Genomic DNA, 20693 nt, shown 5'->3' on the forward strand with positions numbered 1-20693 from the left:
ACGACTACTTAACTTCGATTACTGCGCCAACTTCTTCAAGCTTGCCTTTAAGCTCTTCAGCTTCTTCTTTAGCAACGCCTTCTTTAATCGGGCTTGGTGCGCCATCAACTAGTTCTTTAGCTTCTTTCAAGCCAAGACCAGTGATTTCGCGAACAACTTTGATGACCTTGATTTTGCTGCTTCCAGCACTTTCAAGAACTACGTCAAATTCAGATTGCTCTTCAGCAGCACCTTCTGCTGCGCCACCTGCTGCTGCTACTGGAGCTGCTGCAGTTACACCAAATTCTTCTTCGATTGCTTTAACTAGGTCGTTAAGCTCAAGAACTGTCATTTCTTTGATTGCTTCAATGATTTGCTCGTTACCCATGAGTAAATCCTCCTTAATTTTTGTTTTATTTATACCAATTGATAGGCCGTGTATTTACGCGCCTTGTTCTTCCTTTTGATCAGCCACAGCTTTTGTAGCAAGTGCCATATTGCGCATAGGTGCTTGAAGCACAGATAGCAACATAGAAAGTAGTCCATCGCGGTTTGGTAGGTCCGCAAGTTCTTTGATCTTTTCTACTGATACAACGCCGCCTTCGATTACGCCAGTCTTGATTTCAAGAGCTTCGTGATTCTTAGCGAAGTTGTTCAAAATTTTAGCAGGAGCAACAACATCTTCATTGCTGAACGCGATTGCCGTAGGTCCGACAAGGTGTTCATTCAAATCAGTAAGTTCAAGCTCTTCTGCCGCGCGACGAGTCATTGTGTTCTTGTAAACACGGAACTCAACGTTTGCATCACGCAATTGCTTACGAAGCTCAGTTACTTCAGAAACATCAAGTCCGCGATAATCAACAAAAATTGTTGATTGGCTATCACGTAGTTTGTCTGCAATTTCCGTAACTAGTTGCTTCTTCTGTTCAACTATACTGCTCATAGTTCCACCTCCTAAAGAAATGTATCTATACCGCCCTGGAATATGAGGTCATATAAAAAGCCTTCACATCCGAAGACATGAAGGCTTTACGATTACATACGTATCGAATCACTTCACACCTCGGCAGGATATTAAGTGCAAGAACACCCCTGCTGTCTACGGTACAGAAAGTATTAATTTATCAAACAACATTTACAAGTATATTTAATAGCTACGCAAATGTCAACAGCTAATTTAATTAGCGGTAAGTTGATGCGTTAACTTTAACACCAGGTCCCATTGTAGATGTAACCGAAATGTTTTTAAGGTACGTACCTTTAGCTGCTGCCGGCTTAACTTTCACAAGTGTTTCTACAAGTGTGTTTAAGTTTTCTACAAGCTTGTCAGCTTCGAAAGATACTTTACCGATCGGTGCATGAACGTTACCAGCACGATCAACGCGGTACTCTACTTTACCAGCTTTGATTTCGTTAACAGCTTTTTCAACATCGAACGTTACTGTTCCAGTTTTCGGGTTCGGCATTAAACCTTTTGGTCCAAGTACTCGACCTAGTTTACCAACTTCGCCCATCATGTCTGGAGTTGCAACGATTACGTCAAACTCAAACCAACCTTCGTTGATTTTAGCGATATAGTCTGCTTCTCCTACATAGTCAGCGCCAGCTGCTTCAGCTTCTTTAGCCTTTTCACCTTTAGCGAAAACAAGAACGCGTTGTGTTTTACCAGTTCCGTTTGGAAGTACAACCGCGCCACGAACCTGCTGGTCGTTTTTCTTAGGATCTACTCCAAGACGAACTGCTGCTTCAACTGTTCCATCAAAGTTTCCTACAGATGTCTTTTTCACAAGTTCAACTGCTTCTTGAGGCTCATAGAAAGTTGTACGTTCAACTAGCTTGGCAGCCTCCTGGTATCTCTTACCTCTTTTTGCCATTTTGTGTTCCTCCTTGAATGTGGTTTAGCGGATTAACCTCCCACTATTTATGACGCCAAAATGCCGACATCATAATAAAAGTTGCGAACCTGTATAACACAGGCAGGAATCCCTTTTAATCGCAACGGCTTGTGTAACATTAATCTTCGATCGTAATTCCCATGCTACGTGCAGTACCTTCAACCATACGCATTGCAGAATCAACATTCGCTGCGTTAAGGTCTGGCATTTTTGTTTCAGCGATTTCACGCACTTTATCACGCTTCACAGTCGCAACTTTGTTGCGGTTTGGTTCACCAGAACCTGACTCGATACCCGCTGCTTTCTTAAGAAGAACTGCAGCTGGTGGAGTTTTAGTGATAAATGTAAATGAACGGTCTTCAAAAACCGTAATTTCTACTGGAATGATCATACCAGCCTGGTCAGAAGTACGAGCATTAAACTCTTTACAGAATCCCATAATGTTAACTCCAGCTTGACCTAGTGCAGGTCCTACTGGCGGTGCAGGATTCGCCTTCCCAGCCGGGATTTGCAATTTAACTACCTTGATTACCTTTTTAGCCACGCGACACACCTCCTTAAGTCCGTGATGTGGTATTTGGGTGTTTTACACCCTCCCACCTTATATATCAATTGAATGTCTCGATTAGTATGAGACTCATGAAACATTAAAATTCTATCATTAATCGAAAAGTTAAGCAAGGACTTTTCAATTAGAACTTTTCAACTTGTCCGAAATTAAGTTCAACAGGCGTTTCTCTGCCGAACATATTTACGTGCACTTTGACTTTTCCTTTGTCCGTATCGATCCCTTCAACAGAACCTACGAAATCAGCAAATGGACCTTCTTTAACTTTAACTTTCTCTTTAAGTTCAAAGTCTACATCTACTTTTGGTTGCTCCATACCCATTTGCTTAAGAAGCGATTCCACTTCTTCCGGAAGCAACGCAGTCGGTTTAGACCCAGCACCACTAGACCCTACGAATCCAGTAACACCTGGTGTATTCCGAACAACATACCATGAATCATCTGTCATGACCATTTCTGTAATAACATAGCCAGGAAAGACTTTTTTCATAACTGTCTTTTTCTTGCCATTCTTCTCTTCTGTTTCTTCTTCTACCGGGACGAGAACACGAAAGATCTTATCCGTCATGCCCATTGTCTCAACCCTTTTCTCAAGGTTGGTTTTTACTTTGTTTTCATACCCCGAGTACGTATGAACAACATACCATCTTTTTTCCATATTTGCAGGACTGCGTCCTTCCCTCCCCAGCTCATTTACTCTCTCATTCTAACCTTCTGAATGAAAATTTATAACGAATCATCCTAAAATGAGGCGGATTATCGAGGAAATACCCTGGTCAATCAATGCGAAGAAAACAGCTATAAAAATAACCGTTATAACAGTTACAATCGTATAGCGTGTTAATTCCTTACGCGTTGGCCAGCTTACCCGCTTCATTTCACTTGCGACATTACGAAAGAACTTACCAGAACGTTGAACAATACTTGCCATTACTTGTTACCCCCAATTAATCTGGTGGAAAACTCCCCCGAGAATCTATTTTGATAAGGTTTGCCTCAAGAAGCAAACACCCTTCGAGGCATTACTTTGTTTCACGATGGACAGTATGAACATCGCAGTATTTGCAATACTTCTTAACTTCCATGCGGGCCGGGCTCGTCTGTGAGTTTTTCATAGTTGTATAGTTTCGGCTATTGCATTGAACACATGCTAGTACTGCCTTTTTTCGCATAATGACACCTTCCTAAGCCGCGCAGTAGTGAAGTTTGTAATTTATATAAGCTATCTCATTTCAAAAAAGAGCAAAATAAAAAAACGTTCAGCTACCCTGTGACGTTCTTACAAACCTAACAAAAAATTGACATTCTTACTTTTATCACTTTATCACAGCGTGTTTCAGCATGTCAATAAAGCGTCGGATAGGTACTCATAAGAAAAGAACAGGGAACTCGCCCCTGTTCTTTTCCCTACCCATCATAGGTTTGTCCATATTATAGGCTGACTTCACGTAGTTCGAGATAACGCTCTAACTTGCGCTTCACTCGTTGCAATGCGTTATCAATTGACTTGACGTGACGGTTTAGATCAACCGAAATTTCTTGGTACGAACGTCCATCGAGATAGAGCATTAGCACTTTTCTCTCTAAATCGCTCAAAATTTCTGACATTTTAAGTTCAATGTCATCAAATTCTTCCTGATTAATAATTAGTTCCTCAGGATCAGTTACTTTTGTGCCGCATATAACGTCAAGAAGCGTACGATCAGACTCTTCATCGTAAATTGGCTTATCAAGCGATACGTAAGAGTTAAGCGGAATATGCTTCTGTCTTGTTGCGGTTTTGATAGCTGTAATCATCTGCCGGGTGATGCATAATTCGGCAAACGCTTTAAAAGATGAGAACTTGTCTCCTCTAAAATCACGAATGGCTTTGTAGAGACCGATCATCCCTTCTTGGATGATATCTTCTCGGTCTGCTCCAATGAGAAAATACGACCTCGCCTTAGCGCGTACGAAATTTTTGTACTTCGTAATCAAATGTTCCAACGCTCTACTGTGACCTTCATGAACCATGATGACGAGCATTTCATCATCAAGTTGATCGAATGCTACGTGTTCCAGGTGTCTTTGGTCTACTGACAGTTGTTCTTGATTTACCGTGCTTTCTTTGAGGTCTACTGTACTCAATATGCGTTCCCCCCGACCAGTACGCTATATAGAAATATTATACAGTACGTGTCGAAAAATCGTCAACCGCCTATTTACCGCCTCTTCGCCATTTTTCAAATATTTCGCTAATTTCTTCTGATAAATGCAGGCCACCAGAACGATTGCGGCGATTTTCAGTATTTACACTTTTTTCAATTCCTTTTTCGATTCCTTGCATTTCGTTGTAAAGTTCACGCGCAGATTTCCTAAGTGCCCCTTGACCAAAGATAGCCCACTGCTCTGTAAAATCTGATGTTGCCACATGGATTTGCGTTCTTATACCCTTCAGTTCCCTCGCCATTTTCTCAATCCGCTCATCTGCTGTTTCATTTTCTCTCGTATAAATAACATCAATTCTGTACTGGCTATGACGTTTTTCAATACCATGAGAGAGGTGAGCGTCAAAAACGACGATCACCTGATACCCGGTATAAGCTTGATATTCGGCCATTTTTTCAATTAGAAGCTCACGTGCTTTACTGAAATCTCTCTCTTTAAGTGTTCGTAATTCTGGCCATGCACCAATAATGTTATAGCCATCAACTAACAGCACGTCCATTATTTACTCCCCCAAAGGATGACGTTGTCGGTAAACCTCATACATCATTAAACCTGCAGCAACCGAAGCGTTGAGAGAGGTTACTTTTCCGGCCATTGGAAGACTTACTAAGAAATCACATTTATCCTTAATAAGACGTCCCATTCCTTTACCTTCACTTCCGATGACAAGTCCTATCCCCATATCATAGTCTGCCTGGCGATAATCCTGGCCACCGGTTGCATCAGTGCCCACAAACCACAAGCCGCGGTCTTTCAACTCATCCATTGTTCTAGCAAGATTCGTTACTCGCGCAACCGGGATATACTCAATCGCTCCTGTAGAAGATTTGGCAACGGTAGAAGTTAAACCAACCGCTCTTCTTTTTGGAATAATAACTCCGTGAGCTCCTGCAGAATCCGCTGTTCTTAATATAGATCCTAGATTATGAGGATCTTCGATTTCATCAAGAATAAGGAAAAACGGTGGCTCCCCAGAATCTTCTGCTTTCTTAAATAAATCCTCAATATCAGCATATTCATAAGCCGCAATTGAAGCGACAATACCTTGATGGTTACTTTCCCCGGAAAGTTGTTCTAGCTTTCGTTTCGGTACGAACTGCACGAGTACATTTTGTTCCTTTGCTTTTTGTATCAAGTTTTGAAGAGGGCCTTTTTGAGACCCTTCATTTATCCAAATTTTATTGATTTCGTGTCCAGAGCGTAATGCTTCAAGAACCGAATTTCGCCCTACAATAAATTCTTTATCCATCTGATTTCACTTCTTTCTGCGGTTGTTCTACGAATTCATAAAGCTTTTGTAACAATTCATTTACTCTCTCTTCATTTCCCTTTAAATGATGGTACCCAAACAATGCTTCAAGAGCTGTTGAATATTTGTACGTACTTACGCTCGTATTCTTTGGGACAGTTCCCGATTTAGCATTTCTTCCTCGGCGCACAACACCAGCTTCTTCCTCTGTCAGCCATTCTTTGTTTAAAACATGGTGCAGGAATGCTGCTTGGGCTTTTGCAGAAACATACGTCGTTGCTGTTCGGTGCAGCTGATTAGGTCGAATGTGACCAAGTGAAAGCAGCCGCTTCCGAACGTTAATTTCAATAACCGAATCTCCCATATAAGCAAGTGCAAGTGAATTAAGTTGTTTTGCATCGATTTCCTTCATGCGCTACATCCTTTTCCAGCGAACGCCTTGAGGTGTATCCTCAAGAAGAATTCCCTGTTCTTTTAATTCATCACGAATTTCATCCGCTCTTCCAAAATCACGTTGTTTCCTTGCTTTATTACGTTCTTCTATCAGTTGATCCACATCTTCATCAAGTAGAGCTTTTTCTCTTTTGAAGGAAATGCCAAGAACGGAACCAAAATCTTCAAAGCGCTCCATAAATAGTTCAAGAATCTCCATGGATGAATTTGTCCCCTGGAGGTAGAGATTAGCTTCTTTAGAAAGTTCAAACAAAATGGAGATCGCATTCGCCGTATTAAAATCGTCGTCCATTTCTGTAACGAAGCGTTCACGATACCCCTCAATTTTCTCTTGCCATTTCTCGACATCTCCATCAAGATCGGCACTGTGTTGAAGGCGGTGCTCCAGGTTTTCTACCGTATCCTTAATGCGATCAAGTCCTGTTTTAGCACTTGCCAGGAGCTCATGGTCAAAGTTAATGGGATTACGGTAATGAACAGACAACATAAAGAATCGAATCGCTTCTGGGTCATGCTGTTTAATCAAGTCATGAACAAGGACAAAATTACCTAGTGATTTAGACATTTTCTCGTTGTTAATATTGATATACCCGTTGTGAAGCCAATAATTCGCAAAAGTATGCCCAGTTAACGCTTCCGTTTGCGCTACTTCATTTTCATGGTGAGGGAATGCCAGATCTTTTCCTCCCGCATGGATATCAATTGTATCCCCTAAATATTTCTTCGCCATCGCCGAGCATTCAATATGCCAGCCTGGTCGCCCCTCTCCCCATGGACTTGCCCATGAAATTTCACCTTCTTTTGCAGATTTCCAAAGTGTAAAATCAAGAGGGTCTTCTTTTTTTTCACCCACCACAATTCGAGAACCAAGCTTAAGCTCATCGATGGACTGGTGCGAAAGTTTTCCATAACCTTCGAATTCACGTGTTCTAAAGTACACATCTCCTTCAGACTCATATGCGTAGTTCTTTTCAATAAGAGCTGTAATAAAATCAATGATTTCCTGCATGTTCTCTGTTACTCTTGGATGTTCGTCTGCTTTCTTAACGCCAAGCGCACCAGTATCTTCATGATAAGCACCGATAAATCGTTCAGCCACAGCCGGTACATCTTCGCCCAATTCATTGGCCGCTCGAATCAATTTATCGTCTACATCCGTAAAGTTGGAAACATATTGCACATCATATTCTCTGTATTGAAGATAACGACGAACAACATCAAAAACAATAGCTGGGCGCGCGTTACCAATATGAATATAGTTGTATACGGTCGGACCGCACACGTACATCCTTACTTTACCTTCTTCAATTGGTTGAAACGTTTCTTTTTTCTGTGTCAATGTGTTATATAGCTTAATCGCCATAACTTTCACTCCTCTTCCTTAACGTACGTACTTCCTCTGTTAACTCGCGCAATTCTTGTTCCATTTGCTTGAATTTATCAGCCACTGGATCCGGCATTTTATGATGATCAAGGTTATGTGGAACTTTTACTCCATTTTGGATAACGACTCTTCCAGGTATACCTACCACAGTTGAATTAACCGGTACATCCTGCAAAACAACGGACCCGGCACCTACCTTGGAATTCTCTCCAATCGTGATGGAGCCTAGCACCTTCGCTCCCGTCGCAACAAGCGTATTATCCTCAAGAGTTGGATGACGCTTCCCTTTTTCTTTACCAGTCCCCCCAAGTGTTACACCTTGGAATAACGTCACATTATTTCCGATCTCACATGTTTCACCTATAACAACGCCCATACCATGATCAATAAAACAACGTTCTCCAATTGTTGCTCCTGGATGAATTTCGATACCTGTGAAAAATCGACTGATTTGCGATACTGCTCTAGCAAGAAAGAAAAACTTCTTTTTCCAAAACCAGTGTGCCACTCGATGTGACCATATTGCGTGAAGGCCAGCATAAGTTAAAATAACTTCAAAATAACTTCGTGCTGCTGGATCTTGATCAAAGACCACATCGATATCCTGCTTCAACGTCTTCCACATTTCTTCACCCCTCTCCGTATACTCCCTTAAGGTCAACTAGAATGTAGGTTCACCATCTTAGCGTTCCAAAGAACTATAATTATTAAAAAAAGCGCCCCTGTGTGATGACTCCATCACACAGAGACGCTATTCGCGTGGTTCCACTCTGCTTCGAACATTTTTACAAATGTCCCTATCCCCGATAACGGCGGCACCGCTCCTACCTAATCACCTTAAAGGCTTTCTGCAGAAGACTCAGAGGGGCATTTCAATGAGTGAATACTTAAGCTGCTTTCAGCCGAGGACAGCTCTCTCTATAAAGAATTACACTCATTTACTTTTCCTCTTCAACGTTTGTTGTCAATTCGTTTATTATTATGCTTTATTCATCGCAAGAACTTGATTCAAACGAGCATTAACTGCTTCTCTTCCAAGTAAAGCAATTGCCTGTGGAAGTTCAGGACCATGTGTTTCACCTGTCGTAGCCACACGTATTGGCATAAAGAGTTTTTTACCTTTATGACCAGTTGCCTTTTGAGTAGCCTTGATAGCTGATTTAATCGCAGCTGGCTCAAATTCTTCAACTTCTTTAAGTTGGTCTAAGAAGCCTTGCATCACTTCTGGAATTTGCTCTTCGTTTAGTACTGTCATTGCCTCTTCATTATACTGAATTTCTTGCTTAAAGAACAACTCAGTAAGCTCAACAATTTCTCTACCATAGTGAAGTTGTTCTTGATAAAGGGCGATTAGTTCTTGAGCCCATTCCTTTTGTTCCGCTGTCATTTCAAGAGGGAATCTTCCTGCTTCAACAAGATGTGGAAGAGTAAGTTCAACCACTCGATCAAGACTCGCCTGTTTAATATATTGATTATTCATCCAGTAGAGTTTTTGTGAATCAAAAACTGCCGGCGAAGTGGACAAGCGTTCTGGATCAAAGATTTCGATCAATTGCTCTTTCGTAAACAGCTCTTCTTCTCCCTTAGGCGACCAACCAAGTAGTGTCACAAAATTAAATAACGCTTCTGGAAGAAAACCTAAGTCATGGTACTGTTCAATATACTGCACAATTGATTTATCCCGCTTACTAAGCTTCTTCTTCTGATCATTAACGATCAGTGTCATATGACCAAATTTAGGTGGTTCAAAACCAAATGCTTCGTAGATCATTAACTGCTTAGGTGTGTTTGAGATATGATCATCCCCACGAAGAACGTGAGAAATCTTCATATGGTGATCATCGAGAGCAACTGCATAGTTGTAAGTCGGAATACCGTTCTTCTTAACGATAACAAAGTCGCCAATTCCATTCGATTCAAAGGACACGCGGTCTTTTACAACATCGTCAAACGAATATTCTTTATCACGTGGAACTGCAAAACGAATGCTCGGTTCTCTACCTTCCGCTTCTAACTTTTCACGCTGATCTTCTGTAAGATGTCGACATTTTCCAGAATATCGAGGCATTTCTCCTCGCGCACGCTGTGCTTCTCGCTCTGCCTCAAGCTCATCTTCTGTACAATAACATTTATATGCAAGTTCTTTATTCAAAAGCTCTTTTGTATGTTCAGTATAAATATCTAGACGTTCCATTTGAGTATATGGACCGTATTCTCCCTCTTTATCGATACTTTCATCCCAATCCATTCCTAGCCACTTTAAGTAATCAAGCTGATTCTCAACGCCGCCTTCAACATTACGAGACTGGTCCGTATCTTCAATACGAATGATAAATTTACCGCCTTGATTTCTAGCAAACAAATAATTAAACAACGCCGTTCTTGCATTCCCAATATGTAAATAACCTGTTGGGCTCGGCGCATAACGTACGCGTACTTCGTTTCCCATTATATCCACCACCATTAATTATTATCTTTAACTGTCTTATTATTTTACCATTACCGTCAAATTATCGGTCAAGCTTTATGAAGCAATACGACAACTTCAGCCGCAATTCCTTCCCCTCTACCAGTAAATCCAAGCTTCTCTGAAGTAGTAGCTTTCACATTGACCTGGCTAATGTCACCCTCAAGTAAATGAGCAATCACTTCACGCATAGCTGAAATATGAGGAGCCATTTTGGGAAGCTGCGCAATAATCGTGCAATCCACATTACCGAGCGTGAAGCCTTTTTCCTTCACAATTCCAAATACATGTCTAAGAAGTTCCTTTGAATCAGCATCTTTAAAAGCTTCATCTGTATCGGGAAAATGTTTTCCTATATCACCTTCTCCAATAGCCCCAAGACAAGCATCCGCAACGGAATGCAGGAGTACGTCAGCATCGGAATGACCAAGCAAACCTTTCTCAAATGGAATGGTAATCCCTCCAATAATACACGGACGGTCTTCCACTAACTTATGTACATCAAAGCCATGACCAACTCGCATTAAACTCCACTCTCCCTCTTCTCTCGCAAGATCGCTCTCGCAAAAATTAAATCTTCAGGTGTTGTTAATTTCACATTCCAATAATCCCCCGGAATCACTTGGACTGAGCGTCCATTCATCTCTACTAAACTGGCGTCGTCAGTTCCAATCACACCGTTCTCCTCAGCCCATTTATGAACTCCTTTGATGACTGAAAGACGAAAAGCCTGTGGAGTTTGCACAGCCCACAAGCTTGAGCGATCAATGGTTTTTTGCACCTTCAGTTCATCCACTTGCTTCACTGTGTCCTTAACTGGAACAGCTACAATCGCACCATCGTAATCTTTAGCTGCTGTCGCCGCTTGATTTGCAACTTCATGTGTAAAAAAAGGACGGGCGCCATCGTGAATTAAAACAATTTTATCCCCTTGTAATGCTTTAAGTCCTTCATAAACACTTTGCTGACGTTCATAGCCACCTGTTACGACATGACTTACCTTTGTTAATCCATATTCCTGAATCAGCGAGTGAAAATCTTTATGCTCACGTTCATTTACAGCGAGCACGATCTCCTCGCAATGTGGGTCACTCTGAAAAACCGATATCGTATGAACGATAATCGGTTTTCCTTCAAGCATAATAAATTGTTTGTTTTTCCCTGCGTTCATCCTTTTTCCCTGTCCGGCAGCAGGAATGACTACTGAATATTTCAAAGCTAGAACCCCCGTCGCCTATCACTTAAAGTGCTTTTTCGAGTAGTTTGGGTTTGGCAAAAATCATGCGTCCAGCTGATGTCTGCAATACGCTTGTTACAAGAACATCAATCGTTTTGCCAATATAATTCCTACCTTCTTCCACTACAATCATTGTACCATCGTCTAGATAGGCTACGCCCTGATTATATTCTTTTCCATCTTTGATGACTTGAACATTAAGCTCTTCACCAGGGAGAACGACTGGTTTAACCGCATTAGCTAAATCGTTGATGTTCAACACTTGAACCTTTTGAAGTTCGCATACTTTATTTAAGTTAAAGTCGTTTGTAACAACCATGCCATTAACAAGCTTGGCAAGCTTAACCAGTTTGCTATCAACTTCTTGAATTTCTTCAAAATCACCTTCGTATATTTCCACATTCACCGCAAGCTCTTTTTGTATCTTGTTTAGTATATCAAGACCTCGACGACCACGGTTTCGTTTCAAAACGTCTGATGAATCAGCAATATGCTGCAATTCCTCCAGTACAAATTGTGGTATAACGAGTGTTCCTTCAAGAAAACCAGTTTGACAGATATCAGCAATTCTTCCGTCAATAATTACGCTTGTATCAAGGATTTTCAATTTGGATGAACCAGAATCAATTTCATCCTCATCGTTATCCTTTTTCTTATCTTTTCCTTTGGTGTTCGAGAAAAGATTAATCAGCTCATCACGCTTTTTAAATCCAACCTGGAATCCAAAATACCCAAGCAAAATGGTAATGAAAATCGGCAGAATGTTACTCACAACTGGAAAATTAATCTCAGCCAGAGGTACGGTTAGTAAAAATGCAATTATAAGTCCAATAATCAGTCCAATTGCCCCAAATAGTACGTCTCCAACCGGTGCACTAACAACCTTTTCTTCAACCAGACGAATGAAATCGACAATATAATCTGTCACCCAAAAAGTTGCTAGAAAGAACAACACCGCTCCTATGACAGCACCTGCATAAGAATTAGTAAATACTGCTGGAAGGTCCCCTATATTGAGTAATTGTATTAAATCTGGTAAGTATACTAATCCCAGTGCTCCGCCTAAAATGATAAAAAATAACTGTACAATCCACTTTATCATTGACGTTTTCACCTCCTTTTAACATTATAAACAAATTCTCAGAATTGAAACATAAATCCTTGAAGTTTGTGAATTTTATAGTATGATTATAGGTTAGCTTGCATGACTATAAATTAATTATAGATTAGCACACCCCCTATGGAATGTCTATTTCACAGCCCTATATGTGGCGATCTACAAAGAGTTGCTCCTGAATTCGTTTCAATCCATCTTTAATTTTCTTAGCTCGAATGGCCCCAATTCCATCTACATGATCGAGTTCTTCAATAGAGGCTTTAGAAATAGCGTTAAGGTTTTCAAAACTATCTACCAAGTTCTCAATTATATTTGATGGAAGTCTCGGAATTTTATGCAAGATCCGATACCCTCTCGGTGCTACATTCTCATTTTGATCATGATAACCCAGAATTCTCATAATGGCATTGTCTTCTAGTAAGTCATCACTTGAAAGCTTCTTTAAGCGTTTCATAACATCAGCTGGAGATTCATCCACATCTTTTACGTAATCTCCAATCAGCCACTTTGCTTCCGATTCAAGATTCGAAACAAGTTCTTCCATCTGCATACTAATCAGTCGACCTTCCGTACCAAGCTCATTAATGTAGTTAAGAATCTCTTTTTTGATGCGCAAAACCATCTCGATACGATGGATAACTTGAGCAACTTCCTGAAGGGTTACGAGTTCTTCAAACTCAAGAGCTCCGAGATCGGTAATCCCTTGATCAAGAACTGATTTGTATTTTTCAAGTGTTTGCATCGCCTGATTCGCTTTTGTCAGTATAACGCCGATTTCTTTTAATGAATATCGAATACTTCCTTGATAAAGTGTAATAACGTTACGACGCTGTGAGATCGAGATCACTAGATTACCTGTTTGCTTGGCGACGCGTTCCGCTGTTCGATGGCGGATACCCGTCTCAGTAGACGGGATCGAAGTCTCGGGTATTAACTGTGTATTAGCATAAAGGATTTTAGAAGCTTCTTTGTTTAAAATAATGGCTCCATCCATTTTCGCAAGCTCATACAAGTAAGCAGGGGTAAACCGACACTCTATTGAAAATCCACCATCAACAATGTCCTGCAATTTTCCATCATACCCCACAACGATTAATCCGCCAGTATTAGCTCGGAGTATATTATCGATTCCATGCCTTAACTGCGTACCGGGTGCAACGATTTTTAGAATTTCATTTATGATTTCCTGCTGCTTATCGATCTCCATCTTCTACCCTCCTAGCGCTTCATTTAATGCTTCATCTACGGTTTGAACTCCAATAACCTGAATACCTTCAGGGAAAGTCCAACCACCTATATTTTTCTTCGGAATAATAGCCCGCTCAAAACCAAGTTTGGCAGCTTCAATCACTCGTTGTTCGATGCGTGATACCCTTCTGATTTCTCCTGTTAGTCCAATTTCTCCTACCACAATATCTGATGGACGAGTTGGTTGATCTCTAAAACTGGACGCGATTGAAACTGCAATAGCAAGGTCAATTGCCGGCTCATCAATTCGCACACCACCCGCAACATTTAAATAGGCATCCTGATTTTGCAAGAGAAGTCCTACTCTTTTCTCAAGTACTGCCATTAATAGAGAAACGCGGTTATGATCAATTCCTGTCGCGGTTCTTCGTGGATTCCCAAAGCTTGTTGGTGATATTAATGCCTGGATCTCAACAAGAACAGTTCTCGTTCCCTCCATAGATGCAACAACCGTTGAACCAGCTGATCCAGATGATCGTTCTTCTAGAAAGATTTCTGAAGGGTTCAGCACTTCTTCAAGCCCCTCTTCCTTCATCTCAAAAACACCAATTTCATTTGTTGAGCCAAAACGGTTCTTTACTCCGCGTAGAATTCGAAACGTATGGTGACGTTCCCCTTCAAAATAAAGCACAGCGTCAACCATATGTTCTAAAAGTCTCGGACCAGCAATTGACCCCTCTTTTGTCACATGGCCAACAATGAAAATAGCTATTCCTCTTGTTTTAGCTATACGCATAAGTTGAGAAGTACATTCCCGCACTTGTGAAACACTTCCGGGTGCAGACGTAACTTCTGACCTGAAAATGGTTTGGATCGAATCGATGATCACAAGCTGGGGGTTTATTTCTTCAATTGCTTTACTAATATACTCAAGATCAGTCTCTGCTAATACATATAATTTTTCTGCATCTACTCCTAGACGATCTGCACGAAGCTTCGTCTGCTTGACCGACTCTTCACCAGATATATATAGAACCGGATGATCTTGGTCAGCAAGCTTTGATGACGTTTGGAGTAAAAGAGTTGATTTACCAATACCTGGGTCCCCTCCAACAAGTACGAGGGAGCCTGGTACTACTCCACCGCCTAACACACGATCAAGTTCTGTAATATGAGTTAAAATTCTAGGCTCCATTTCTTTTTGAATACGTCGGATGGACGTTGGTTTACTTGCAGTTTCATTACTTGAAGTAACAAAACGTCTTCGGTCATTGTCACCTGGCACAACCTCTTCCACCATAGTATTCCATTGATGGCACCCCGGACATTTCCCCATCCATTTTGCCGACTCATAGCCACAATCCTGACACATAAATTTCGTTTTTTTCTTTGCCATTTAACACCCTCACCTTCACGATCAACCGAACAAATTACTATCTTTATTTTATCATAACTTATAAGTTCCTATGAACTCATAATGATTGGCAGATTTAAAAAGTTCTCTAGGCCAAGTAAACCGTCCTGATTATTGAAATAAACTGCTTTTCAACTCTTTTACTCTAGCATCCCGAAATAAGACATAAGCATTGTCTCAATACCTTTCCCTTAAGTATCTCAAACCACTCCTCAAATATAAAAAAACCGGAAGACATTTGCCTTCCGGTTGTTATTCTTAAGATGAAGTTGCTTCAGAAAGGGTTTCGACAACAAAATCATTTTCTTTATAATCGATTTTCACTCGTTGACCTTTTTCGATGTTACCTCTAAGCAATTCTTCAGAAAGACGATCTTCAATATGGCGCTGTAGAGCTCTTCTTAGCGGCCGAGCACCATATTCTGGGTCATAACCTTCCTCGGAGATCTTATCTAGAGCCGTATCCGTTAATTCAAAATCAATACCATGATCTGATAGACGAGCTTTAAGCTGGTTGGCCATCAGAACAATGATTTCCTTCAAGTGTTTCTTTTCAAGAGAATGGAACACAATCGTCTCATCAATTCGGTTTAGGAACTCTGGACGGAAAGTCTTCTTAAGATCATCCATCACTTTACCTTTCATATCGCTATATTCCTGACCTTCAGAGCCAGTTGAAAAGCCAACGTATTTATTACGTTTAAGCGTGCTAGCTCCAACGTTTGAAGTCATAATAACGACTGTATTACGGAAGTCGACTACGCGGCCTTTAGAATCAGTCAACCGTCCATCTTCTAGTACTTGAAGAAGAATATTAAACACATCTGGATGTGCCTTCTCAATTTCATCTAGCAAGATAACAGAATAAGGTTTGCGTCTTACCTTCTCAGTTAACTGCCCACCTTCTTCATATCCAACGTAACCTGGAGGTGAACCAACAAGACGTGACGTTGAGTGTTTCTCCATGTACTCAGACATATCAATTCGAATAACAGAATCTTCTTCACCGAATAGTGTTTCAGCAACAGCACGAGCTAGTTCAGTTTTACCTACCCCTGTTGGCCCAAGGAAAATAAATGAACCAATTGGGCGTTTAGGATCCTTCAATCCCGCACGAGCACGTCGTACTGCTTTTGAAATAGATTTTACGGCTTCTTCTTGACCGATCAGGCGATTATGAAGAATCTCTTCCATTTTCAATAGACGTTCTGTTTCCTGTTCTTCTAGCTTGGAAACCGGGATACCGGTCCAATTGGCAACGACAATCGCAATATCCTCCGGTGTAACCTCTTGATTCTCTTTTCCTTGCTTTTCTTTCCATTCTTTCTTCGTCTGCTCTAGCTGCTCGCGTAAGCGTTGTTCAGAATCACGAAGAGAAGCGGCTTTCTCAAACTCCTGGCTTTGAACGGAGGCATCCTTTTCTTTTCGAACCTCTTCAAGCTTCTTATCAAGTTCCTTTAAATTTGGTGGTGCAGTATAAGAACGAAGGCGAACTTTCGAAGCGGCTTCGTCAATTAAATCAATTGCTTTATCCGGTAAGAAACGGTCCGAAATGTAACGATCTGAAAGTTTAACCGCGGCTTCGATCGCATCGTCAGTAATTGTAACGCGGTGATGTGCTTCATAACGATCTCTAAGTCCCTTTAAAATAAGAGCGGACTCATCACTTGTCGGTTCGTTAACTTGAATTGGTTGGAAGCGGCGTTCAAGGGCAGCATCCTTCTCAATGTACTTTCGATACTCATCAAGAGTAGTAGCACCAATACACTGAAGTTCTCCTCTTGCTAGTGCAGGTTTAAGAATATTTGAAGCATCAATTGCTCCTTCTGCACCACCAGCGCCAATTAGTGTATGAAGTTCATCAATAAACAGAATAATGTTACCTGCCTGACGAATTTCATCCATTACTTTCTTCAAACGGTCTTCAAATTCACCGCGGTATTTCGTACCTGCAACGACAGTACCCATATCTAGCGTCATAACGCGCTTGTCACGAAGCGTTTCAGGTACTTCATTGTTAATAATTTGCTGAGCAAGGCCTTCTGCAATTGCAGTTTTACCAACTCCTGGCTCTCCGATTAGGACAGGGTTATTCTTTGTACGTCGGCTAAGCACTTCAATCACTCGCTCAATTTCTTTGCTTCGACCAATAACAGGATCGAGTCCGTTGTCTCGAGCGATCACAGTAAGATCTCTTGCAAGACTATCTAGTGTAGGAGTATTTGCGCTCGCTCCTCCAGCTTGATGACTAGAAGAAGAGCTTTCATTACTACCTAACAATTGTAGAACCTGCTGACGAGCTTTATTCAAGCTTACCCCTAAGTTATTAAGTACGCGCGCAGCAACACCTTCACCCTCACGAATTAAGCCAAGTAGAATATGTTCAGTACCTACATAGGAATGGCTCAACTTACGTGCTTCATCCATCGATAATTCAATCACTTTTTTAGCTCGTGGTGTATAGTGAATAGATTGAACAGAGTCCTGTCCGCGTCCAATTAACTTCTCTACTTCTTTTTGAATCTTGTCTGGGCCAAGTCCAAGTGCTGTTAACGCTTTGGCTGCAATACCTTCACCTTCACGGACTAACCCAAGTAAGATATGTTCAGTACCAACATTGTTATGGCCAAGTCGGATCGCCTCTTCTTGTGCTAAAGCAAGTACTTTCTGGGCACGTTCTGTAAATCGTCCAAACATCATTGTTCATCACCCTCCAAATTCTTCGTTAGTTGATCTTCAAGTTCAAGTCTTTCTCTAATTAAAGTAGCACGTTTGATATCTCGTTCCGTAGGGGTAAGACTTGCCCCAGCATACTGCTGTAAGAAACCTGGTTGCGTTAGGATAAGCAATTCATTCAATATCGATTTAGATAAGCCTTTTACAAGACCTAAATCAATACCAAGTCTTACATCAGACAAACACTTAGCTGCTTCTTTTGATTGAATAATTCTGCTGTTCTGCAGAACACCAAGGGCACGATAAATACGATCCTCTAACTCAATTCTGGAGTTATCTAGAAGTGCCCTTCTAGCAGCACGCTCTTTTTCGATAACTTGTATAACCACACCTTGTAAATCTTCGATGATGTCATCTTCTGTCTTTCCAAGAGTGATCTGATTTGATATCTGAAAAATATTACCTAGCGCTTCGCTACCTTCCCCATAGCTACCTCTTACGACAAGACCGAGCTGGTTGATAGCCGGAATAATATGATTTAATTGCTGTGTTAATACAAGCGCAGGGAGGTGTAACATAACAGAAGCTCGCATGCCGGTTCCCACATTAGTAGGACAACTTGTTAAATATCCTTTTCTTTCATCAAATGCGTAGTCAACTTTTCCTTCAATCCAGTTATCTAATGAATTTGCAATGCTTAACGCCTTCTTCAGTTCGAACCCTGCAACTAGACATTGAATACGAAAATGATCTTCTTCATTAATCATTATACTAACCGTTTCATTCTCGCTCAGAAGCACGCCGCCGTTATTTGAGTGTTCGATAAGGTTAGGACTAATCAAGTGCTTCTCCACAAGAACTCTCTTCTCGATAGGTTTTAACTCATCCATTTCAATTAATTCAAGTTCACCAATCTGGTCGTCTGGAATATCTGTAAACTGTTGTCGAACTTCTTTTATAACTTGTAAATTATCCTCACTGTTTGAAACGATCGGAAAAACATAATTCTTTAAGTTACGTGCAAATCGGACCCGACTACTCATGACAATATCAGAATCTGGACCCTCATCTTTCATCCATGGGCTTACGGCTTCACTGATAAAATGCTGAAGTGACATTATGCTCCCCCTTCCCATTTGCTCTTTTCTTCAAGGGAACGAATCAAATCTCTAGTTTCTGCAGCTTTTTCAAATTCTTCATGCTGGATATACTCTTTCATTTTGCTTCTTAAGTTCTGGACTTTGCGTTCAATTTCTATCGCTGCTCCAGCCCTCTTCGGAACTTTTCCAGCGTGAACAGTATTGCCCCCATGAACTTTTTTAAGTATAGGATCCAAGTTATCCGAAAAGGTTTTGTAGCAATCAGAACACCCAAATCTTCCAATCTGAGTGAATTGTTGATAGGTCAACCCACACTTTGGACAGTGTATTGGCTCTTTTTTATAAAAAGACTGAGCTGGATTCTCCTCAATAGGGGTATCGAAATTTAGTAATCCCGATAATAAGTTATGGATAGAAAAATGGTTAGTGCCTGGCTCAACCTCACCTTTTTCTTTAGCACACTTCTCACAAATGTGAAACTCTGTTTTTTCACCATTAATAATCTTAGTGAAATGAAGCGTAGCAGGGCGCTCACCACATTCCTGACAAGTCATAGGGCAACCCTCCTTCTCTACCCTAAAAAGTATAAAATTTATTTATATTTTAAAGCAGTTAGCATTGCACGCAACATATTCGCACGCAGATGATCTCTAACTGGTAATTCTATAGTAATCACAGTACGATCTAGTACGCTTAACATTAACTTCGCTTCTCGCTCCGAAATTACCTCTTCTTCATGTAAACGAAGAATAATATTTTCTGAAACTACTTGTGGCACTTGATTTTTGACGATCTGTATCATTTCGTCTATTAAATCCGCGTGGGTTTCGGGTTTAACTTTAACGATCCGTATATACCCCCCTCCACCTCTCTTACTTTCCACAATATAGCCCTTTTCAATCGTAAAGCGGGTATTTATTACATAATTAATTTGTGAGGGAACACATTGAAATTTATCTGCTATTTCACTTCGCTTTATTTCAACAGCATCCCTTCCATCAACCATTAAAATTTTCTTTAAATATGCTTCAATAATATCGGAAACATTCCTCACGTAGTTCCCTCCTCTCCGTCTCCATACTGACTTTGACTATATTTGACGTTAAATATATTATAACGTTTTTATCAAGGATTGCAAAGCAACAAGCCTATCGTAGTTCTTCTGTATAAAGCATTACCATTTAAGATAAATCCAAGACTCTTTTTTCTCTAGTTTTCACCTTTTAATAGAGCAACTAAAATTTTCTTCAGAAAACTATTAAACAAAAAATACGATCAGACTCGAATAATTCATTTGCTACATAAGGGTAGCAAGATTTTTCATTAAAAGTTTCTTAGCCCTGCTATATGAATTGCTTTTATTTCTCTATTATATTGAGTGCTTAGATAGAGAATATATCCGATCAGGTATTTAGACGCTTGAGGAATTACTCTGCGATAGTAAGGCAAAACTATTATGTAAACAGAAAAATTAATTTCGCGATGTTTTATAACAGAACTAGCTATCTAAAGTGTTGAGAAAGAAATACAAAAAAAGCGAGAAACCCTCAGGTCTCTCGCTTTTCTTCATTGCCCAGCGACGTCCTACTTTTGCAGGGGGAGATCCCCCCAACAACTACCATCGGCGCTCGAGCTTAACTTCCGTGTTCTCATACGGAGCGCGATAAGCGGCGAACTTCGCCAGCTGCGCGATGCCAGATCCTCATGGATCTCACGAATATCCACTCCGGTCTGACATCACTTGCTTCCTCGAATTTC

General features: G+C 40.7%; 23 protein-coding genes and 2 other annotated features. All 23 genes read right to left on the reverse strand.

Annotated features, from left to right (window positions below; genetic code table 11):
• Window positions 1-4: 4 nt before the first annotated feature.
• A complete protein-coding gene (gene rplL / locus Q4550_RS21350) occupies window positions 5-367 on the reverse strand; it encodes a 50S ribosomal protein L7/L12 (protein WP_303535861.1) in 363 nt (120 codons plus the stop codon).
• 54 nt (window positions 368-421) lie between these two features.
• Complete coding sequence (gene rplJ / locus Q4550_RS21355) at window positions 422-922, reverse strand: 50S ribosomal protein L10 (RefSeq protein ID WP_160921565.1); 501 nt, start codon at window positions 920-922, stop codon at window positions 422-424.
• 44 nt (window positions 923-966) lie between these two features.
• Window positions 967-1102: a sequence feature (ribosomal protein L10 leader region), on the reverse strand.
• Between the two features lie 58 nt (window positions 1103-1160).
• On the reverse strand, window positions 1161-1853 hold the full coding sequence (gene rplA / locus Q4550_RS21360) for a 50S ribosomal protein L1 (protein WP_194220282.1): 693 nt from the start codon (window positions 1851-1853) through the stop codon (window positions 1161-1163).
• A gap of 139 nt (window positions 1854-1992) precedes the next feature.
• Entirely contained in the window at window positions 1993-2418 is a 426-nt protein-coding gene (gene rplK, locus Q4550_RS21365; protein WP_048313309.1) for a 50S ribosomal protein L11, read from the reverse strand.
• Window positions 2419-2566: 148 nt separating this feature from the next.
• Complete coding sequence (gene nusG, locus Q4550_RS21370; RefSeq protein ID WP_194220281.1) at window positions 2567-3100, reverse strand: transcription termination/antitermination protein NusG; 534 nt, start codon at window positions 3098-3100, stop codon at window positions 2567-2569.
• A gap of 78 nt (window positions 3101-3178) precedes the next feature.
• Complete coding sequence (secE, locus tag Q4550_RS21375; protein WP_303535868.1) at window positions 3179-3373, reverse strand: preprotein translocase subunit SecE; 195 nt, start codon at window positions 3371-3373, stop codon at window positions 3179-3181.
• A 91-nt stretch (window positions 3374-3464) separates the two neighbouring features.
• Window positions 3465-3614, reverse strand: a complete 150-nt coding sequence (gene rpmG / locus Q4550_RS21380) for a 50S ribosomal protein L33 (protein ID WP_194220280.1) — start codon at window positions 3612-3614, stop codon at window positions 3465-3467.
• A gap of 259 nt (window positions 3615-3873) precedes the next feature.
• The gene (gene sigH, locus Q4550_RS21385; RefSeq protein ID WP_194220319.1) at window positions 3874-4524 is read right to left on the reverse strand and encodes an RNA polymerase sporulation sigma factor SigH; all 651 of its coding nucleotides are present in this window, start codon (window positions 4522-4524) and stop codon (window positions 3874-3876) included.
• 115 nt (window positions 4525-4639) lie between these two features.
• Window positions 4640-5149 carry an NYN domain-containing protein gene (locus tag Q4550_RS21390; protein WP_194220279.1) on the reverse strand — a complete coding sequence of 170 codons (510 nt, stop codon included), beginning with the start codon at window positions 5147-5149 and terminating at the stop codon, window positions 4640-4642.
• 3 nt (window positions 5150-5152) lie between these two features.
• Window positions 5153-5899, reverse strand: coding sequence for a 23S rRNA (guanosine(2251)-2'-O)-methyltransferase RlmB (gene rlmB / locus Q4550_RS21395; RefSeq protein ID WP_303535871.1), 747 nt, complete (start codon window positions 5897-5899; stop codon window positions 5153-5155).
• Window positions 5892-6311, reverse strand: a complete 420-nt coding sequence (locus tag Q4550_RS21400; RefSeq protein ID WP_303535874.1) for a Mini-ribonuclease 3 — start codon at window positions 6309-6311, stop codon at window positions 5892-5894. Before Q4550_RS21400 ends, rlmB begins: the two co-directional genes overlap by 8 nt.
• A gap of 3 nt (window positions 6312-6314) precedes the next feature.
• Entirely contained in the window at window positions 6315-7715 is a 1401-nt protein-coding gene (cysS, locus tag Q4550_RS21405; protein ID WP_303535875.1) for a cysteine--tRNA ligase, read from the reverse strand.
• Window positions 7705-8361, reverse strand: a complete 657-nt coding sequence (gene cysE / locus Q4550_RS21410) for a serine O-acetyltransferase (protein WP_371018918.1) — start codon at window positions 8359-8361, stop codon at window positions 7705-7707. The genes cysS and cysE overlap by 11 nt, the downstream gene beginning before the upstream one ends.
• Before the next feature lie 116 nt (window positions 8362-8477).
• Window positions 8478-8700 (reverse strand) — a binding site (T-box leader).
• A 15-nt stretch (window positions 8701-8715) separates the two neighbouring features.
• Window positions 8716-10185, reverse strand: coding sequence for a glutamate--tRNA ligase (gene gltX, locus Q4550_RS21415; protein ID WP_194220275.1), 1470 nt, complete (start codon window positions 10183-10185; stop codon window positions 8716-8718).
• A gap of 68 nt (window positions 10186-10253) precedes the next feature.
• Complete coding sequence (ispF, locus tag Q4550_RS21420) at window positions 10254-10727, reverse strand: 2-C-methyl-D-erythritol 2,4-cyclodiphosphate synthase (RefSeq protein ID WP_303535879.1); 474 nt, start codon at window positions 10725-10727, stop codon at window positions 10254-10256.
• Complete coding sequence (gene ispD / locus Q4550_RS21425; protein ID WP_303535881.1) at window positions 10727-11419, reverse strand: 2-C-methyl-D-erythritol 4-phosphate cytidylyltransferase; 693 nt, start codon at window positions 11417-11419, stop codon at window positions 10727-10729. Before ispD ends, ispF begins: the two co-directional genes overlap by 1 nt.
• A gap of 25 nt (window positions 11420-11444) precedes the next feature.
• Window positions 11445-12542, reverse strand: coding sequence for a PIN/TRAM domain-containing protein (locus Q4550_RS21430; RefSeq protein WP_194220272.1), 1098 nt, complete (start codon window positions 12540-12542; stop codon window positions 11445-11447).
• Between the two features lie 160 nt (window positions 12543-12702).
• Window positions 12703-13764, reverse strand: a complete 1062-nt coding sequence (gene disA / locus Q4550_RS21435) for a DNA integrity scanning diadenylate cyclase DisA (RefSeq protein WP_194220271.1) — start codon at window positions 13762-13764, stop codon at window positions 12703-12705.
• A gap of 3 nt (window positions 13765-13767) precedes the next feature.
• Window positions 13768-15141, reverse strand: a complete 1374-nt coding sequence (radA, locus tag Q4550_RS21440; protein ID WP_303535885.1) for a DNA repair protein RadA — start codon at window positions 15139-15141, stop codon at window positions 13768-13770.
• Window positions 15142-15417: 276 nt separating this feature from the next.
• On the reverse strand, window positions 15418-17859 hold the full coding sequence (gene clpC, locus Q4550_RS21445) for an ATP-dependent protease ATP-binding subunit ClpC (RefSeq protein WP_303535887.1): 2442 nt from the start codon (window positions 17857-17859) through the stop codon (window positions 15418-15420).
• Window positions 17856-18971 (reverse strand): protein-arginine kinase McsB, encoded by a 1116-nt coding sequence (gene mcsB, locus Q4550_RS21450; protein ID WP_483298576.1) that lies wholly within the window; start codon window positions 18969-18971, stop codon window positions 17856-17858. Before mcsB ends, clpC begins: the two co-directional genes overlap by 4 nt.
• Window positions 18953-19489 (reverse strand): protein-arginine kinase activator protein McsA, encoded by a 537-nt coding sequence (gene mcsA / locus Q4550_RS21455; RefSeq protein WP_303535890.1) that lies wholly within the window; start codon window positions 19487-19489, stop codon window positions 18953-18955. Before mcsA ends, mcsB begins: the two co-directional genes overlap by 19 nt.
• A 38-nt stretch (window positions 19490-19527) precedes the next feature.
• Window positions 19528-19989, reverse strand: a complete 462-nt coding sequence (locus Q4550_RS21460) for a CtsR family transcriptional regulator (protein WP_194220266.1) — start codon at window positions 19987-19989, stop codon at window positions 19528-19530.
• Between the last annotated feature and the right edge of the window lie 704 nt (window positions 19990-20693).

This window comes from Anaerobacillus sp. 1_MG-2023, assembly GCF_030547345.1.
GTDB lineage: Bacteria > Bacillota > Bacilli > Bacillales > Guptibacillaceae > Guptibacillus > Guptibacillus hwajinpoensis_B.

What these genes read in the sequence shown, in the direction of transcription:
- nusG (WP_194220281.1), bottom strand. Translation starts at nt 3,100, where the DNA reads ATGGAAAAAAGATGGTATGTTGTTCATACGTACTCGGGGTATGAAAAC.
- rlmB (WP_303535871.1), bottom strand. Translation starts at nt 5,899, where the DNA reads ATGGATAAAGAATTTATTGTAGGGCGAAATTCGGTTCTTGAAGCATTA.
- mcsB (WP_483298576.1), bottom strand. Translation starts at nt 18,971, where the DNA reads ATGGGAAGGGGGAGCATAATGTCACTTCAGCATTTTATCAGTGAAGCC.
- clpC (WP_303535887.1), bottom strand. Translation starts at nt 17,859, where the DNA reads ATGATGTTTGGACGATTTACAGAACGTGCCCAGAAAGTACTTGCTTTA.
- rplJ (WP_160921565.1), bottom strand. Translation starts at nt 922, where the DNA reads ATGAGCAGTATAGTTGAACAGAAGAAGCAACTAGTTACGGAAATTGCA.
- cysE (WP_371018918.1), bottom strand. Translation starts at nt 8,361, where the DNA reads ATGTGGAAGACGTTGAAGCAGGATATCGATGTGGTCTTTGATCAAGAT.
- secE (WP_303535868.1), bottom strand. Translation starts at nt 3,373, where the DNA reads ATGGCAAGTATTGTTCAACGTTCTGGTAAGTTCTTTCGTAATGTCGCA.
- disA (WP_194220271.1), bottom strand. Translation starts at nt 13,764, where the DNA reads ATGGAGATCGATAAGCAGCAGGAAATCATAAATGAAATTCTAAAAATC.
- Q4550_RS21400 (WP_303535874.1), bottom strand. Translation starts at nt 6,311, where the DNA reads ATGAAGGAAATCGATGCAAAACAACTTAATTCACTTGCACTTGCTTAT.
- gltX (WP_194220275.1), bottom strand. Translation starts at nt 10,185, where the DNA reads ATGGGAAACGAAGTACGCGTACGTTATGCGCCGAGCCCAACAGGTTAT.
- mcsA (WP_303535890.1), bottom strand. Translation starts at nt 19,489, where the DNA reads ATGACTTGTCAGGAATGTGGTGAGCGCCCTGCTACGCTTCATTTCACT.
- Q4550_RS21390 (WP_194220279.1), bottom strand. Translation starts at nt 5,149, where the DNA reads ATGGACGTGCTGTTAGTTGATGGCTATAACATTATTGGTGCATGGCCA.
- Q4550_RS21430 (WP_194220272.1), bottom strand. Translation starts at nt 12,542, where the DNA reads ATGATAAAGTGGATTGTACAGTTATTTTTTATCATTTTAGGCGGAGCA.
- radA (WP_303535885.1), bottom strand. Translation starts at nt 15,141, where the DNA reads ATGGCAAAGAAAAAAACGAAATTTATGTGTCAGGATTGTGGCTATGAG.
- cysS (WP_303535875.1), bottom strand. Translation starts at nt 7,715, where the DNA reads ATGGCGATTAAGCTATATAACACATTGACACAGAAAAAAGAAACGTTT.
- ispF (WP_303535879.1), bottom strand. Translation starts at nt 10,727, where the DNA reads ATGCGAGTTGGTCATGGCTTTGATGTACATAAGTTAGTGGAAGACCGT.
- rplL (WP_303535861.1), bottom strand. Translation starts at nt 367, where the DNA reads ATGGGTAACGAGCAAATCATTGAAGCAATCAAAGAAATGACAGTTCTT.
- rplA (WP_194220282.1), bottom strand. Translation starts at nt 1,853, where the DNA reads ATGGCAAAAAGAGGTAAGAGATACCAGGAGGCTGCCAAGCTAGTTGAA.
- rpmG (WP_194220280.1), bottom strand. Translation starts at nt 3,614, where the DNA reads ATGCGAAAAAAGGCAGTACTAGCATGTGTTCAATGCAATAGCCGAAAC.